The organism is Pandoraea horticolens (genome assembly GCF_902459555.1).
GTDB lineage: Bacteria > Pseudomonadota > Gammaproteobacteria > Burkholderiales > Burkholderiaceae > Pandoraea > Pandoraea horticolens.
Map to the genome: position 1 here is coordinate 661,119 of NZ_CABPSM010000001.1, position 16,790 is coordinate 677,908.

The 16,790-nt window shown below is 64.8% G+C and carries 15 protein-coding genes; 12 read left to right on the plus strand and 3 right to left on the minus strand.

The genetic code is table 11. The features are described 5' to 3' along the window. Positions 1-32 precede the first annotated feature (32 nt). Positions 33-1,409 (plus strand): MFS transporter, encoded by a 1,377-nt coding sequence (locus PHO31112_RS03025; RefSeq protein ID WP_150619114.1) that lies wholly within the window; start codon positions 33-35, stop codon positions 1,407-1,409. Positions 1,410-1,506: 97 nt separating this feature from the next. Here PHO31112_RS03025 and PHO31112_RS03030 read toward each other — a convergent pair whose 3' ends face one another. The 3 genes from PHO31112_RS03030 to PHO31112_RS03040 form a co-directional block, all read right to left on the minus strand. Further along, positions 1,507-2,355, minus strand: coding sequence for a DUF72 domain-containing protein (locus tag PHO31112_RS03030; protein WP_150619115.1), 849 nt, complete (start codon positions 2,353-2,355; stop codon positions 1,507-1,509). A 109-nt stretch (positions 2,356-2,464) separates the two neighbouring features. After that, on the minus strand, positions 2,465-4,219 hold the full coding sequence (locus tag PHO31112_RS03035) for a chloride channel protein (protein WP_150619269.1): 1,755 nt from the start codon (positions 4,217-4,219) through the stop codon (positions 2,465-2,467). Between the two features lie 52 nt (positions 4,220-4,271). Further along, positions 4,272-4,709, minus strand: a complete 438-nt coding sequence (locus PHO31112_RS03040) for a MarR family winged helix-turn-helix transcriptional regulator (RefSeq protein ID WP_150619116.1) — start codon at positions 4,707-4,709, stop codon at positions 4,272-4,274. A 240-nt stretch (positions 4,710-4,949) separates the two neighbouring features. Here PHO31112_RS03040 and PHO31112_RS03045 point away from each other — a divergent pair, with 240 nt between their 5' ends. From PHO31112_RS03045 to fliD, 11 genes are all read left to right on the plus strand, one after another. Beyond that, a complete protein-coding gene (locus PHO31112_RS03045; protein WP_150619117.1) occupies positions 4,950-5,192 on the plus strand; it encodes a hypothetical protein in 243 nt (80 codons plus the stop codon). Between the two features lie 134 nt (positions 5,193-5,326). Continuing rightward, complete coding sequence (locus PHO31112_RS03050) at positions 5,327-6,547, plus strand: helix-turn-helix domain-containing protein (RefSeq protein ID WP_150619118.1); 1,221 nt, start codon at positions 5,327-5,329, stop codon at positions 6,545-6,547. Between the two features lie 44 nt (positions 6,548-6,591). Next, entirely contained in the window at positions 6,592-7,260 is a 669-nt protein-coding gene (locus PHO31112_RS03055) for a Vgb family protein (RefSeq protein WP_150619119.1), read from the plus strand. 167 nt (positions 7,261-7,427) lie between these two features. Further along, a complete protein-coding gene (ahpC, locus tag PHO31112_RS03060) occupies positions 7,428-7,991 on the plus strand; it encodes an alkyl hydroperoxide reductase subunit C (RefSeq protein ID WP_150619120.1) in 564 nt (187 codons plus the stop codon). A 188-nt stretch (positions 7,992-8,179) separates the two neighbouring features. Next, positions 8,180-9,778: an alkyl hydroperoxide reductase subunit F gene (gene ahpF / locus PHO31112_RS03065; RefSeq protein WP_150619121.1), complete on the plus strand. Its 1,599-nt coding sequence runs from the start codon at positions 8,180-8,182 to the stop codon at positions 9,776-9,778. A gap of 365 nt (positions 9,779-10,143) precedes the next feature. Beyond that, positions 10,144-11,808, plus strand: coding sequence for a flagellar basal-body MS-ring/collar protein FliF (gene fliF / locus PHO31112_RS03070; RefSeq protein ID WP_150619122.1), 1,665 nt, complete (start codon positions 10,144-10,146; stop codon positions 11,806-11,808). Beyond that, complete coding sequence (locus PHO31112_RS03075) at positions 11,792-12,811, plus strand: FliG C-terminal domain-containing protein (protein ID WP_150619123.1); 1,020 nt, start codon at positions 11,792-11,794, stop codon at positions 12,809-12,811. Before fliF ends, PHO31112_RS03075 begins: the two co-directional genes overlap by 17 nt. After that, a complete protein-coding gene (locus PHO31112_RS03080; RefSeq protein ID WP_150619124.1) occupies positions 12,808-13,533 on the plus strand; it encodes a FliH/SctL family protein in 726 nt (241 codons plus the stop codon). The genes PHO31112_RS03075 and PHO31112_RS03080 overlap by 4 nt, the downstream gene beginning before the upstream one ends. Further along, on the plus strand, positions 13,530-14,813 hold the full coding sequence (locus tag PHO31112_RS03085) for a FliI/YscN family ATPase (protein ID WP_150619125.1): 1,284 nt from the start codon (positions 13,530-13,532) through the stop codon (positions 14,811-14,813). Before PHO31112_RS03080 ends, PHO31112_RS03085 begins: the two co-directional genes overlap by 4 nt. Then, positions 14,810-15,376: a hypothetical protein gene (locus PHO31112_RS03090; RefSeq protein ID WP_150619126.1), complete on the plus strand. Its 567-nt coding sequence runs from the start codon at positions 14,810-14,812 to the stop codon at positions 15,374-15,376. Before PHO31112_RS03085 ends, PHO31112_RS03090 begins: the two co-directional genes overlap by 4 nt. Then, positions 15,364-16,788 (plus strand): flagellar filament capping protein FliD, encoded by a 1,425-nt coding sequence (gene fliD, locus PHO31112_RS03095; RefSeq protein WP_150619127.1) that lies wholly within the window; start codon positions 15,364-15,366, stop codon positions 16,786-16,788. The genes PHO31112_RS03090 and fliD overlap by 13 nt, the downstream gene beginning before the upstream one ends. Positions 16,789-16,790: the final 2 nt, after the last annotated feature.

Below are 16,790 nucleotides of genomic sequence, written 5' to 3' on the forward strand. Positions count from 1 at the left end.
ACGGGGCGGCCACGCCCCGAGGAGACAGTTTCATGAGTCAATCGCGCGCGGTGGACGTGCCCGCCTATATCAACGCACAACGATTTTCCGGCTATCAATGGCTGGTGCTGATCCTGTGTTTCTTCGTGGTGGCCATCGACGGCTTCGATACGGCTGCCATCGGTTACATCGCCCCCTCGCTCGTGCAGCAATGGCATATCGATCGCGGCTCGCTCGGGCCGGTGCTCTCGGCCGCGCTCTTCGGTCTGGCCGGTGGTGCGATCTTCGCTGGGCCGCTCGCCGACAAGCTGGGACGCAAGACGCTGCTGGTGCTCTCGGTCGTCTTCTTCGGCGTTGCGAGTCTTGCCACGGCCTTTGCACAGGATCTCGACACGCTGACCGCGCTGCGCTTTCTCACGGGGCTGGGGCTTGGCGCGGCCATGCCCAACGCCGTGACGCTGATCTCGGAGTACGCGCCGGAGTCGCGTCGCGCCGTGATCGTCAACACCATGTTTTGCGGCTTCCCGCTCGGGGCATCGATCGGTGGATTCGTCGCCTCGTGGCTCATTCCGCACTTCGGCTGGCATAGCGTGCTGGTTCTCGGCGGTGTGCTGCCGCTGGCGCTCTCGGTGCTGCTCATCCTGTGTCTGCCGGAATCGGTGAAGTTTCTCGTCGTGCGGCAAAAACCGATTGAACACGTGCGTCGCATTCTGTCGCGCATCTCGGGCGAATCGCTCAGCGATGTCGACGAGTTCACCGTCAACGAAGCGGCACCGAAGCGCGCGGGTTCTGCCGTGAGCGTGGTGCTCTCGAAGCCGTACGGTTTCGGTTCGGTGATGCTGTGGCTCACGTACTTCATGGGGCTCGTGATCTTCTATCTGCTCACGAGCTGGATGCCGATCCTGTTCAAGGATGCGGGCTTTACCATCGAACGCGCCGCGCTCATCACGGCCCTGTTCCCGCTGGGCGGGGGCATCGGCACGGTTCTGTCGGGCTGGCTGATGGACAAGTTCAACGCCCAGAAGGTGGTGGCCGTGGGGTACGCGCTCACCGCAGTGCTGGTGTATGCGGTCGGTCAGGCGATAGGCAATATCGGCTTGCTGGTGGCGCTGATTTTCCTTGCCGGCACCGCGATGAACGGTGCGCAGTCGTCGATGCCGTCGCTCGCCGCCATGTTCTATCCAACGCATGGTCGCGCCACAGGCGTGGCGTGGATGCTCGGCATCGGGCGCTTCGGCGGCATCGCGGGGGCATTGTTGGGGGCAGAATTGATGCGCCGTCATCTCGGCTTCTCTGCGACGTTTTCCCTGCTGGCCATTCCGGCCGTGATCGCCACCGTCGCGCTGCTGGCAAAAAACGCGTGGGAGCGTGCGCGCGGTCATCTTCCGACGACGTCGAACGACGCACGCAACTCTGCCGCCATGCATTGACGTCCGTCGGGTCGATTGATCGTAGTCGTGGCAGTTTGTGATGCGGCGCTCTGAGCGCCGCATTTTTATTGCGCGATGCGCACCTGCCGGGATGCTGTCAGCGTTTTGCCAATGCGTCGATCATTGCCATCGCGGCAACTGGATTGCGTTCCTTGAAGCCGCTGATGATATAGAGAAACACATCGCGGTGTTTCGCCTTGGGCGGGGCGCCAGCGATGGTGTCGAGATCCTTCGGTGCGCCGCCCTGCGCGAAAGTTTTTGCGCGCGTCAGCCACTGCGTCATCGCCTTCGGGGCGTAGCCGAGCGTGTAGCGTTCTTCCGTACCCATGAGACGCGCGTAGACGAACGGGGCGGTGACGTCGGCAATGCAGGGGAATTTCGCGTCTCCGGCAAGGACGATTGCCATGTGGTACTTGCGCGCCAGCGCGACGAACTCGGGCACGGCAAAACTCTCGTGCCGGACTTCCAGCGCATGACGGATCGGATGGCCGCCCGCTTTCGCCGGCAGAAGACTCAGGAAATGCTCGAAGTCTTGCGCATCGAACGCTTTCGTCGGCGCGAATTGCCAGTTCACCGGGCCGAGTTTCTTGCCTAGTTCCAGCACACCGCTGTCGAAGAAGCGCTCGACCGATTCGCCCGCTTCACCGAGCACGCGCCGATGCGTGGCGTAGCCCGATGCCTTGACCGAAAACACGAAGTCGTCCGGGGTTTCCTCGAACCAACGGCGAAACGTCGACGGCTTTTGCGAGCCGTAGAACGTGCTGTTGATCTCTATGGAAGTGAGGTGCTGGCTGGCGTATTCGAGTTCGCGGCGCTTCGGCCACTTCTCGGGATAGAACGTACCTTGCCATGGCGCGAAATTCCAGCCGCCGACGCCGATACGAATGCGATTTCCGGGCGACGTGCGGGTCGCGGCCGGCGCTTGGGAGGTGGGAGTCGTCGCCATCGGGTGTCGCGCATGGCGTCATGCGCATTCGGTGGGATGAAACTCCCGATGGTGAAGCCATGAGGCGACGCGCGTCAATGGGGGCGACGGCACGTCGCCGTGCCGGCGATCAGTGACGTCGGCGTCCGAGATGAAGCATGCGCTCGCGCACCTCCTCTTCGGCGCGCCAGTGCTCGGCCGGTTTGACCAGATCGCTGCGGCTGACGATGCCGATGAGCTTGCGCGAGGTCGCATCGCTCACCACAGGCAGGCGCTCCAGTTGGTGCGCGGCGAAGCGTGCCGACACGATCCGCCCGGTCTCCGAAGGCAGCGCAACGAGCGGTGGATTGACACCGTACAATTCGCCCAGCGTTTTCAGCCCTTGCGCCTGAGCGCGCGTGAGCGCCTGCCGGTCGACCATGCCCAGCACGGCGTGCGACGCATCGACCACCGGGTACGCGCGATGGCGCTGACTCGCACCAAAGGCTTCCTTCGTCGCATCCTCAATCGACATGATGTCGCCCAGCGCTACCGGCTCGCGTGTCATCAACTCGCCCACATGCAGGCGTTCCAGCGGGTCGACGCCGTATTCGCGATGGATGTGACGCCCGCGTCGCGCGAGCTTCTCCGTCATGATCGAGCGCGGCATGATCCAGATCGTCACGCCATACGATACGCCGCAAGTGAGCAGCAGTGGCAGCAATGCATTCACGTCGTGCGTGAGGCCGAGTGCGAAGACGATGGCGGTCAGCGGTGCGCCCAGCACGCCCGCGAGGGTGGCGGCCATGCACACGAGTGCCCACAGCGAGACGTCGCCGCCGGGCAGTACCGGCGCGAGCAGCGTGCCGAGCCCTGCGCCGATCATGAGCAGCGGGGCGAGCACCCCGCCCGAGGTGCACGAGCCCAGCGCAATCGCCCAGATGATCGCCTTGACGAGCAGCAGCGCCAGCGCCGCATGCAGGGGGAAGTGTCCGGCGAGCAAGTCTGCGATGACGTCGTAACCGACGCCCAGTGCGCGCGGCTGGAAGTAGCCGCCGATGCCGACCGCCAGGCCGCCGATGGCGGGCCACCACATCCAGTGCACAGGCAGCTTGTGAAAGCCGTCTTCGATAGCGTAGAGGGCGCGCGACATGCCCGCAGACAGGATGCCCGCACACCCCCCCGCGAGCAGACACGAGAATAGCGCGATGGGGGCGACGTCGGGGGTTGCCATGGGGAAGAGCGGGCCGGCTTCGAGCATCAGCGGCCGGGCGAAGCCTGCGACGGCACAGGCGACGATCACCGGCAGCAAACTGCGCGGACGCCATTCGAACAGCAGCAGTTCCACTGCAAGCAGGACGGCAGCGACCGGTGTGCCGAACACGGCCGTCATACCGGCGGCGGCGCCCGCGACAAGCAGCGTCTTACGTTCGGCGGCGCTCAGATGGAAGTACTGGGCGATGAGCGAGCCGATGGCGCCGCCCGTCATGATGATCGGACCTTCAGCGCCAAATGGGCCGCCGCTGCCGATCACGATGCCCGACGACAGCGGTTTGAGAACGGCCACGCGCGGCGACATCTTGCTCTTGCCGAACAGAATTGCCTCGATGGCTTCCGGAATACCGTGGCCGCGAATCTTGTCGCTGCCGAATCGCGCCATCACTCCGACGATGAGGCCGCCGATGACCGGCAACACGATGACTACGGCCCCCAGCGTGTGATTGGCGGGCGAGCGCGGGGCGAACGACAGTGTCTGATAGAAGAAAAGGTTGGTGAAGCCTTGAATCAGGTGCAGCAGCAGCCACGCGGCGGGCACACCGCAAAAACCGATGACGGCGGCCAGCGCAAGCAGCCGTGGCAAACCCGGCGCCCGTGCGAAGTCACGCGCATGCGGGGGCGCGGCCATGGGCGAGTGAGGTGAAGCGGTATGGGGTGCGGAATCCATGATGGTGCCGTGATTACAGATGAACGCCACGAATGTGGAAGATGTCTGCGAAGGTGCTCAACTCGTTGCGATGCTGGGCGGCGAGGTTGGCGAGACACGCGTCGCCTGCCGCCGACAAATGCACTTCCACCACGCGCCGGTCGCTCTCGTTCTGACGACGGGTGACGAGCCCGGCTCTCTCGCAACGGGCGACAAGTGCCACCACGCTGTGATGCACGGCTTGCAAACGTTCGGCCAATTCACTGATGGACGCCCAGTCGCGCCCCGGTATACCTTTGACGTGCAGCAGCAACAGATATTGCTGAGGCGTGATGCCACCTTCGCGCGCCGCTGTCTCGCTGAAATTGAGGAAGCGGCGCAAGCGATAGCGGAATTTCGAAAGTGCTTCGAAATCGCTCTTGGTCAGCGCGTCGGCGGTGATCGGCGAACCGGGCGAGGCAGATGCAGACATGGGCGGAAGGGCGTGGGACGCCGGAAGGTCCGAAAGCCGAAAAATATATCACAATGCGATATATTCGGTGGCCTTAGGGATAGCCGGGATGACAAACGGGGCCCGTAACGTGCAGAATCGCGAAAAAACGAGACTCAGCAGTTGACTGGAACTCGATCCCCGCCGAGATGCTGGAGTGTGGTTGCCATGTATTGGTGACGAGCGTCGTTCGAGCGGGCCGACCTCTGACAGGGAGGAGACATGGCTTCCACGGTCCGACGCCGCTGGCGTACGGGAACGTTGTTGTTGCTGTCGGTGGCACTCGGCTCCACAGTTGCCGCCTATCACTACGCCACCGGTTTCGAGCTGGGCGGCGGTGTCTTTGAGCAGATCGGATTCGGACGTCAGGGCACGTCGTCCGGGCCGGTCGCGCATGCGCGCGGTGCGCCATCGTCTTGTCCAGGAGGCGATTGCCGCGGCGCGTCGACGTCGCAGGCGCACTGAATCTGCTTGACGCCGCCCCTCGTTGGCGGGCGCGGCACTCCCGCTTGGAATACGTGACGCAGGCCGATGGCCATGGTGTGCCGGGTCGTATCTCGGGCCGGGGCTATGCATGCCCCACGCGGTAATATCGCGCGATGGACTCCCTCATCGCCGCTTCCGCCCGCGCGTTGGCTGCGGGCGACCCGCTGGGCGCGTTGCACCGTGTCGCGCTTCGCGACGATCCGCCTGCGCTCGCGCTGCGCGGTATCGCGATGGCGCAGCTTGGCGATTACGCGCGAGCCCGGGAACTGCTCAAACGCGCCGCGCGGGGCTTCGGAACCCACGAGGCACTCGCCCGCGCGCGATGCGTCGTCGCCGATGCCGAAGTCGCGCTCGCCATGCGTGATCTGAGCGGGACCACTCGCTCGCTGCAAGACGCCGCGTCCCTGCTTGCAGCGCATGACGACTTCCCCAACGCCATGCTCGCGCGGCTACTCATTGCTCGCCGCCTGTTGCTCGTCGGCAAACTCGATGCCGCCGCGCAGGCGCTGCACGACGCTCCGTTGCCCAACGTACCGGCGCGACACGTTGCCGTTCATGCCCTGATCGTCGCGGAATTGGCGCTGCGCACGCTGCGGATTGGCGACGCCCGCAATGCGCTCGCCCGTGCGCAGGACGCAGCGGTTGCCGCTGGCGTGCCAGCGCTGCGTGCCGAAATCGGGAGCCTGAACGATGCGCTGGGGCGTCCGGCCGCGCGGCAGTGGCAAGCGCACGGCGAACGTGCGCTGCGCCTCGACGAGGTGGTGACGCTGCTTCACTCGAACGCATTGGTGATCGACGCCTGCCGTCGTGGCGTGAGCATCCGCAACACGTGGCGGCCGCTCGCAAAACGGCCCGTGCTTTTCACACTGGCGCTGCAATTGGCGCGCGCGTGGCCCGGCGACGTCGACCGGGAAACGCTGATTGCAGAAGCCTTTCGGCTGCGTCACCCGGACGAGACGCACCGCGTGCGTCTGCGTGTCGAAATCGGGCGTCTGCGCGCGCGACTCAAGGGCATTGCGGAGATCGACGCGACACCGCGCGGCTTCGCCTTGCGAACCGCCACCGCTGCCGCGATCACCGTGCTGTTGCCGCCCATCGACGGCGAACGTGCATCGTTGATCGCGTTGCTGGCAGATGGCGCGGCGTGGTCGACCTCCGCGTTGGCGCTAGCGCTCGGCGCCAGCCAACGCACCGTGCAACGTGCCTTGGGCGAACTCGAATCGCAAGGCCGGGTACGTGCCATCGGCCGCGCCAGAGCGCAGCGCTGGATGACACCGCCGCTCACCGAATTCACGACGATTTTGTTACTCCCTGCCGGATGGTCGTTTGGCTAGAGTGGTCTTGCACGCCGGCCATGGCGTAACGACAGGAGACTGACATGACGAGCAAACCGCAACGAAACCTTCGCACCGCCGCAGTGAGCGCGGCCGATATCACCTGCGAATACGGCCCTTTCCCCGATGCCGATCGCATCCATGGTGTGACCTTCGATGGGCAGCAGGTCTGGGCCGCCACCGGCGAAAAGGTGTTGGCCTTCGATCCGGCGAGCGGCGAGGTTAGCCGCATCATCGAAGCTCCGAGCGATGCCGGTACCGCCTTCGACGGCACCCACCTCTATCAGATCGGCGAAGACCGCATCAACAAGATCGAACCGTCCACCGGTCGCATCGTGCATTCGATCCCGGCACCGGACAGCGGCAGCAATTCGGGGCTGACGTGGGCCGAGGGCAGCCTTTGGGTCGGGCAGTACCGCGACCGCCGCATTCTGCAAGTCGACCCGGCCACCGGGCAGGTGCTGCGCAGTATCGAGTCCGACCGGTTCGTGACAGGCGTCACTTGGGTTCGTGACGAACTGTGGCACGGCACGTGGGAGAACGACGAGAGCGAGTTGCGTCAGGTCGACCCGACCGGCGGCGAAGTGCTCAAGCGCGTGCAGATGCCCGATGGCGTTGGCGTGAGCGGTCTGGAGTATGACGGCCACGGCCTGTTCTATTGCGGTGGCGGCGCCAGCGGCAAGGTGCGCGCCGTGCGCTACCCCAAGGACTGACGAACCTCTCTCGGGCATGGCCGTTTGCGCGTGGCCGCCATCATAGGAGACAGACTATCGCGAGCGATAGCCTGTCTCAATTGCATAGATTCCAATAATCAATTTCAACTTGTCGATAGTGGCCGGCATACTGTCAACACTTTCCACCCCGTCAGAGAGACAACGACATGCCGATCATCAACACCCAGATCAAGCCGTTCAAAGCCAACGCCTATCAAAACGGCGATTTCATCACCGTGACCGACGAGACCCTGAAGGGCAAGTGGTCGGTGGTGGTGTTCTACCCGGCCGACTTCACCTTCGTGTGTCCGACCGAACTGGGTGATCTGGCCGACCACTACGAAGAATTCAAGAAGCTGGGCGTCGAAGTCTACAGCGTCTCGACCGATACCCATTTCACGCACAAGGCGTGGCACGACACGTCGGACACAATCCGGAAGATTCAGTACCCGATGGTCGCCGACCCGACGCTCGCGATCTCGCGCAACTTCGATGTGCTGATCGAAGAGGAAGGCCTGGCGCTGCGCGGCACGTTCGTGATCAACCCGGAAGGCGAGATCAAGCTGTGCGAAATCCATGACAATGGCATCGGCCGCGACGCGAAGGAACTGCTGCGCAAGGTGCAGGCAGCGCAGTACATCGCCGCGCACCCGGGGGAAGTCTGCCCCGCCAAGTGGACGCCGGGCGCTGAAACGCTGAGCCCGTCGCTGGACCTGATCGGCAAGATCTAAGCGCCACAAGCGATTATCGTAGCAAGCGCCGCTCAGATCACAGAGCGGCGTCCCCGCCGGCGCGGCGGCCCCCCTGAACCTGTCGCGCCGGCACCTAATCCCGAATTGCCGACGCTTACCTGCGCCCGCCTGCGGCTGACGCGGTGGCCTCTGCTCGCCTTTTCACCCCATCGAGACGGATAAACGCCATGTTGGACGCGAACCTCAAAGCCCAGTTGCAAACGTACCTCCAGAAAGTCACGCGCCCCATCGAGATCGCCGTGTGGCTCGACGATAGCCCCAAGGCGGCCGAGATGAAGGCGCTGGTGGATGAGATCGCACCGCTCTCGCCGCAGATCGCCATCGTGACGCATCACGACGTCAATCGGGATGCCGGCGAGCGCCGTCCGTCGTTTGCCATTGGCACGCCGGGTGAAGCGCCGCGTATTCGTTTCGCCGGGCTGCCCATGGGCCACGAGTTCACATCGCTGGTGCTTGCGCTGCTGCAAGTGGGCGGTCATCCGATCAAGCTCGACGACGACACCATCGCGCAGATTCGTGCACTCGATGGCGATTTCCGTTTCGAGACCTATATCTCCTTGTCGTGCCAGAACTGCCCGGAAGTGGTGCAGGCCTTGAACGTCATGGCGCTCATCAACCCGCGTATTCAGCAGGTCACCATCGACGGTGCGCTGTTCCAGGGGGAAGTCGAAGCGCGTCAGGTGATGGCCGTGCCCACCGTATTCCTCAACGGCGAATCTTTCACGCAAGGCCGTACCAGCGTGAAGGAACTGCTCGCAAAGCTCGATAGCGGTGCGAGCGCACGCGCTGCGAAGGCCCTCGAGACCAAGCCAGTCTACGACATGCTGATCGTGGGTGGTGGCCCGGCAGGCGCCGCCGCTGCCATCTATGCGGCGCGCAAGGGCATTGCCACGGGCGTGGTCGCCGAGCGTTTCGGCGGTCAGGTGCTCGACACGATGGCTATCGAGAACTTCGTCTCGGTGACGCACACCGAAGGGCCGAAGTTCGCCACGGCGCTGGAACAGCACGTCAAGACGTATGACGTAGATGTGATCGACACACAACGCGCCGATGCCCTGATGCCGGGCAAGATTCACGAGGTGCGTCTGGCCAGCGGCGCCGTGCTCAAGGCTCGTGCCGTGGTGCTTGCCACCGGTGCCCGCTGGCGCGAAATCGGTGTGCCGGGCGAGCGCGAATATCGCAACCGCGGCGTGGCGTACTGCCCGCACTGCGACGGCCCGCTCTTCAAGGGCAAGCGCGTCGCGGTCGTTGGCGGCGGCAACTCGGGTGTGGAAGCCGCCATCGATCTGGCCGGCATCGTCAAGGAAGTCACGCTGATCGAATACGGCGCGCAACTGCGTGCGGACGAAGTGCTTCAGCGCAAGCTGCGCAGCCTGCCGAACGTGCGTGTGCTGATGAACGCGCAAACGACCGACATTCACGGCGACGGCCAGAAGGTGAACGGCCTGGCGTACCGTGACCGTGTCTCCGGCGAGGCGGCCACGATTGCCCTCGAAGGGGTGTTCGTGCAGATCGGGCTGGTGCCCAACACCGAATGGCTCAAGGGCACGGTGGCGCTCTCGCGTCACGGCGAGATCGAAGTCGATGCCAAGGGCCGGACGTCGGTAGCGGGCGTGTTCGCGGCGGGCGATGTCACGACCGTGCCCTTCAAACAGATCGTGATTGCCGTCGGCGAAGGGGCGAAGGCCTCGCTGGGCGCTTTCGAGCACCTGATGCTCAGCTCGGTGGAAGACGAGGCAGCGACGCCCGAGAAGATCGCCGCCTGACATTTGCGGAAGCGGCCTCGTGCCGCATTCCCTCCACAGCAAAGCCCTCACGCAGGAAACGCGTGAGGGCTTTTTTCATTTTCTCCGGCCCATGCCGGTCTGCGCGCCTTGCATCGTTGGTCTATCGGAAATTGACCGATGAGGTATCGATTTCCGCGTTAATGGGAAAACGCATCAAAGTTCCGACGAGGGTACAGACGATGCCCAAAGACTACGCAGATCTTCGTTAATTGGCCGATTCGTTGTCACCATGTGCTCCTTCAAATTGACACCCGACGCGTGAGTCTTATGCGTTACGCCTTCGACGAGTCACCGATATCGAATTTCGATCCGGACGCTCAACAACGAGGCAAGTGAATCGACATATGGGAATCGACAATATCTTTCGTGCCTTTCGTACGTTAGGCAGCGCTGGCACGCGATCGCGTGAGCGATGGGTGAAGTGGCGCGCTCAGCCATCGGGCTTTGCCGGACAATTGCGCAGCGCATTGCCGCTCGTCGTCGCTGCCGGTGCGATTACCGCAGCCACGCTCGCCTGGTACTCGCACGATACGGGCTACGCGCCGCTTTTCGGGCAGAACCAGCGTATTCCGATCGCGCAGGCCACGGGTGTGCTCGACGCCGAGAAAATCCCGTTTCGCATGCATCCGGACACCGGCGCGATTCTCGTGCCGCACGACCGGCTCGGACGTGCGCGCCTCGCGCTGGCCGCCAAGGGCGTGACGCCGGAGTTGCCGCCGGGGCTGGAACTGGTCGACCGGGACGAGCGCCTGGGCGTACGTCAATTCGTGCAGGACGTGCGTTTTCGTCGCGGTCTGGAAGGGGAGCTTGCGCGCACCATCATGTCGATCGACGCGGTCGACGCCGCTCGTGTGCACATCGCGCTTGCGCCGCAGACGTCGTTCGTCACGCATACCAAGGCGTCGGCCAGCGCGTCGGTGCTGATCTCGGTGCGCCCCGGTCAAAAGCTTGCGCCGCAGCAGGTGAGTGCGATTGTCAAACTCGTTGCCGGCAGTGTGAACGGACTGGCCGCGGAGAACGTTTCCGTCGTCGATCAGCAAGGCACGCCACTCACCGCGAACCTCGATCTTGACGACGCAACAAACGGCAACGCGCAAGCGCGCACACGTTCACGCGACGAAGCACTTCGTAATGTCCGGGGTCTGCTCGATGGCATTCTCGGCCCCAATCGCTACCGCGCGAGTGTGAGTATCGATCTTGACGAGGATGTGGTGTCCAACACCACCGAGGCGCTCGGCGCCGATCCGCGCGTCATGCAGGAAGCCGTGCGCGAAGCGCGCGACGACGATGCGGTCGTCGGTGGTGTGCCGGGGGCCATGGCCAATCGTCCCGTCGACGCGGCACCGATGCTCGGCGGTGAGGGAGGCGCAACGCGCACTACCTCGTCCACGCGTCAGTTCGCTTACGACCGTTCGATCACGCAGACCAAGCGTCATCGCCCGCGCGTGCGCCAAATGCACGTGGCCGTCATGGTCGATGCACAGGCGGCACCGGGCGGCAACGGATGGACTGCCGAGACCATTGCCGAGATTGAGCGCACATTGCGCGCCAGCGCGGGAATTCAGGTCGATCGCGGCGACACGCTGGTCGTGAGCGCGATGCCGTTCGCCGTCACCGATGGCGCCATCGCATTCGATACGCCGGACACCGCTGCGCAGGGTTTGGCGCTCACCAGCACGCAAAAGCAATACGCCGCCATTGCCGCCATTGCGGCCGCTGCGGTGCTGTTGATCGCGCTGGTGACGTGGGCGGCGCTGGCTCGGCGAGCGCGCCGTCGCAAGGCGGCCGCGCGAATCGCCGAGGACGAGGCGCGAGAGCGCAGCCGCCGGGAAGCCGAGAACGCGGCACAGCAGGCCGCCTTGCCGGCCTTCGCCAACGACATGCCGCCCGACTCGGACGCCTCGTTCGACACGAAGCTCGGACGCCTGACAACACTGGCTGACGGCGAACCCGAGCGGGTCGCCCAGATCATCAAACAATGGATCGGTTCGCATGCCTCTGCCCGCTGAAACTTCCACTCTGACCGAGATCAATGGCGTTGACCGCGCCGCTGTCCTGTTGCTCTGTATGGGCGAGAAGGCTGCCGCCGGCGTGATGGCGCAACTCGCCCCCAATGAGCTTCTGCGCGTGGCGCACGCCATGTCGCGTGCCGGCAGCGTGAAGAAGCACGACGTGCATGCCATCGTCGACCAATTTCTCGACGCCTGCACGCAGCATGGCGGTGCGAATGCCGCACCGCGTGCCTATCTGGAGCGCTCGCTCGCCGCCGCGCTCGGTGAAGGCATCGCCAGCAATGTGCTCGACGGCATCTACGGTGATCGGATTCGTCCCAAGCTTGCGCGTCTCCAATGGGTGAGCGTGGCGCGACTCGCCGACGTGCTATCGCGCGAACATCACCGTATGCAGGCGTTGCTATTGGCTTACCTGCCTGCCGATCTGGGCGGTCAATTGCTTCGTGCATTGCCGGAATCGCAGCAGGAAGCGTTGTTGCTGGAGACGGCACAACTCAAACGTGTCGACCGGGAACTGCTGGCCGACCTGGAAGTCATCGCCGACCGTTGTCTCGCGGGCTTGTCGGCCGATAGCACCGAGGTGCCGGGCACGCGGCTCGCGGCGCAGATCATCGGCCATGTGCCAGACGATCAGAAGCGGTTGATGGATGCGTTGCGTGCCCATGACGCGTCGCTTGCAGAGTCCGTCGAGGCGAGCATGTATGGCTTCGACATCCTGGCTTACCAGGTGCCGGAAGTCATCGATCTGGCCGTGGCCGAGGTGCCGACCGACATGTGGGCCATTGCGCTCAAGGGGACGGACACCCGTATGCGGCAAGCCGTGCGTGAGCGCATGTCCCGTCTTCAGGAAGATGCCCTCACGCAGGCGATGCAGCGTCTGGGCGCCATATCGGCGGCGCGTGTCGAAGCCACACGTAACGAGATCATGGCAATGCTACGCACGCGAGCGCGTGAGGCCGACATGCTCCTGCGTCTGGCCGGCGGCGAGGTGCTCGAATGAAGCCGCATCGGTTCGGCACGAAGTCCGATGTCGCGGCCCAGCGTGGCTGGTTGCCGGTCCAGCCCGATCTGGAAACGTTGCGCGCTCAGGCCTATGCGCAGGGGATGGCCGATGGCGCAGCAAACACGCGCCCGGGGGGTTGGCAGGAAGCCTTCGACGCCGGGCGTGCAGACGGCGAGCAGGCAGCCGAGGCACGCTTGCAGGCATCGTATGCCGAGCGGTTGCGCGACGAACTCGATGCGATGGAGCTGCCGCTTGCGGCGCTTCAGGCGGCTCGAGAGCAGGTGCATGCACGCCTTGCGGCCGGTGCTGTCGATGTGCTGAGCGACGTGGCGTCGCGCGCCGTGCGCGCCGTCGTACAGCGCGAGTTGCACACCGCGCCGGCCGACATAGCGGGCATTGTGCAGCGCTTGCTCACGCAGTTTGGCGCCGGCGACGATGCCGTCACCGTCCACGTCAGTCCCGCAGATGCCCAAGTGCTTTGCGCCCGTGTCGGGAGCACATCGGCTCACGCCGATGACACCCGCCCGGGATGGCGCATCGTGGCCGATCCGTCGCTGGTTCGCGGAGATTGCCGTGTCGACGTCGACGGCCTCTGGTATGACGCGGGGTGCGACGGCCGTGAGGCGGCGGCGCAAACGATCGCGCGTAAGCGTCTGAGCGAATGGGTGGAGGCGTGCGTGCAAGCCTCGGCGTCGGCCGAGACGTCGGAGACACGATGATGAACGACGAAATTGCACTCGCCACCCCGATGGCGTTCGTCACGCGGGCCACGGGCGCCGTGCTCGAGGCGCGCGGACAGCGTTTCGCACTGGGGCAAGCTTGCCGTGTCGAGACCGCCGCAGGACGATGGACCGAGGCCGAAGTGGTCGGGTTTTCCGACGGCGCATTGCAACTGCTGACGTATGCGTCCGTGGCCGACATCGTGCCCGGCGCGCGGGTGCTGCCCGGAGCGGCGACGCCCGCGTTGCGCATCGGGCCGTCGTGGCTTGGCCGCGTGGTCGATGCCTTCGGGCAGCCGCTCGACGGCAAAGGGGCGTTAGGTGGCGATGCGTTGCTCGATACGCGCTGTTCGCCGCCAGCACCGCTAGCGCGTCGCGCCATCGACGAGCCGCTGCCCGTGGGCGTGCGTGCCATTGACGGGCTGCTAAGTCTCGGGAAGGGGCAGCGCGTAGGACTGTTCGCCGGTAGCGGTGTGGGCAAGAGTGTTCTGCTGGGCATGATGACCCGGCATACCGGCGCCCAGATCGTCGTGGTCGGCATGATCGGCGAGCGCGGGCGAGAGGTGGGCGAGTTCATCGCCGAGACGCTCGGACAGGCCGGGCTCGCCAAGGCCATCGTCGTGGCCGCGCCGGCCGATGCGCCGCCCGCGCAACGCATGAAGGCCACGGAGTTGTGTCATGCGATTGCCGCGCATTTTCGCGACGCAGGTCATGACGTGCTGTTGCTCGTCGATTCGCTCACGCGCTATGCCATGGCGTGCCGCGAGGTGGCGCTCTCGCTCGGGGAAGCCCCTGCCGCACGCGGCTACCCGGTGTCGATGTTTGCACGCCTGCCCCGGCTGGTCGAATGTGCGGGCAATGGCGCGGGCACGGGCAGCCTCAGTGCGATCTACACGGTGCTGGCCGAAGGCGACGACTTGCAGGACCCAGTGGTCGACACCGCCCGCGCGGTGCTCGACGGTCACATCGTGCTTTCGCGCGAATTGGCCGACGCCGGACATTACCCGGCAATCGACATCGGGGCGTCGGTGAGCCGGTGCATGACCCAGGCCGTGGGCACACGCCATGCCTACGCCGCGCGCGCGTTCAAAGCGCACTGGCACGCCTATCAACAGATTCGGGAGCTGATGCCGCTCGGCGCCTACGTGCCGGGCGCTCACGCCGAGACCGACCGTGCCGTATCGCGGCATCCGCTCATGCTCGAATTCCTTCGCCAGCGCGACGGCGAGGCGAACACGCCGCACGGTCTGTGCGAGCGGCTGGAGGCGCTATGCCGATGACCTCACGAACGCCGCGCGCACTGCATGCGTTGCTGTCGATGCGAGACCGCGCGCTCGCGGCGGCGCAACACGACGGCCGGCAACTCGCCGAGCAGCATGTGCGGCTCACACGCAACGTCGACCAGCTCACACGCCTGTATCGCGCTGTGGCCATCGGCGGCACGCGGGCGAATGCCTACAGCTTCCAGAATCGCGCCGATTACAAATGCACGCTCGTGCAGATGATCGAGACACAGCAAGCACCGATGGCGCAGCTGGCGCGGTGGCAGGCGGTCGCGGCGCAGGCCGTGCGCGATGCACAGCGCCGGCGCGAGGGCGTGGCAACGCTCGTCGCCCGCCATGAGGCAGCCGCGAAGCAGGCCCGGTTCAAGCGCGAGGGGCAGGAGCAGGTGGCTCAGGCACTGGCGGTTTGGCAGCGCGGCGAGGCGGCGCGGGAGCGAAATGAGGAAATTGCCTCGGGTGCTCGCATTGACAAAGCACGGGCGGCGGTCGCTTTGGTTGGGAAAACGCGTCTCGCGTTTCGCATACCTACCGAACCAGGAGCTTCGCCATGCTGCAAGTAAAAAATCGTATCGATGATATGGCCGCCGAAATCGCCCAGAGAAAGATGGGGGCGGAGTTCGGTCGTCTGGGCAAAGACAAGGCGGGGAATGACGCCCGTCAGAAAGGCGTGGCCACGCTCAAGGAAGCGCTCGGCAATTTCGAGAAGCAATTGCGGCGTGTTGGCGATAGCGCCGACCTGCATCAGCACAAGGCAACGCAATCGAGCGATTCCGCGTTCTCCGTCAAGCTGGAGAAAGGCGCGCAGCAGCTCGACTTCGACGTGCACGTCAAACAGCTTGCGACGGTGCATCAGGTGCAGATCACGGATGTGGCGGCACTGAAAGGTGGCAAGTTGACGATTAACGGGGGCAACGACGCGATCGCATTGGACACGTCGGGACTCGATCTGGCGACGGCCGAAGGGGTGCGCGAACTTGCCAGACGAATCAATGCGAACGCCGCGTTGAAGGACGCCGTGCGCGCCGACTTGCGGCACGTGCCGGGGCAACAGACGCCGTACTTGCTGCTGACCGCGACGAAGTCCGGTGCCGAGGCGAAGTTCGACGTGCAGTCCAATGCCGGCCCGAATCTTGGGGCGCCGAATGCGGCGGTGCTCGCGCAAGGGCAGAACGCCATCGTGCGGATTGGCAACCAGGGAGCGGAAGAGACCTACCCGACCAATGAGGTCACGCTGTTCACCGGCGTGACCCTCTCGCTGAAGAAAGCCAACGCGGCGGCCGAGACCACGCGTGTGTCGATCACGCCGGACATGGAGGGCACGGCCGCGAACATGCGTACTCTCGTTCAGGCTTACGACGCAGTGCGCAAACAACTGCGCGATCTGATGGACCCCGGCACGCCGGGGGCGTCGATGTCGCCCGATAGCGACGAGAAGGGTGACGTCAAACCGGCCGGGCCGTTTTATGCCGACGCTGGCGTGCGCGCCTTGCTGCGCGATCTCGAACGCACCTTCGAGCGGCCCATGACGATCGACGGCAAGACGTTCGACCCCGCCCTGTTCGGCGTGAAGCGAAATGCCGACGGCTCGGTCACTTTCGATCAGAAGCGCTTCGAAGCGGCGTATTCCGACGACAAGGCGTTGCTGAGCAAGTGGTTCGGCGAGAGCGCCGACGTGATGAAGCGCGATACCGGTACCGATCTGGACAAACAACCGGCGGGGATGCGCCTTGCCGTGCGGATTCGCGAATGGACCGACGAGATCACGGGGGTGCTCAAGCACCGCACGGATACCGACGAAGTCACCACGCAGCGGCTCGCCGCCAAAGAAGACCAGCTCAAAGCCCGTTTTCTGGCGCTCGTAGCGCGCTACACCGATGAACTCGCTCGTGCCGAGCAGGTTCAGCAACAGATGAAAGAAACACGCGGCTTTGTCGATGCGCTCTTCCGCGGATCACGCAAGTCTGACGAATGATG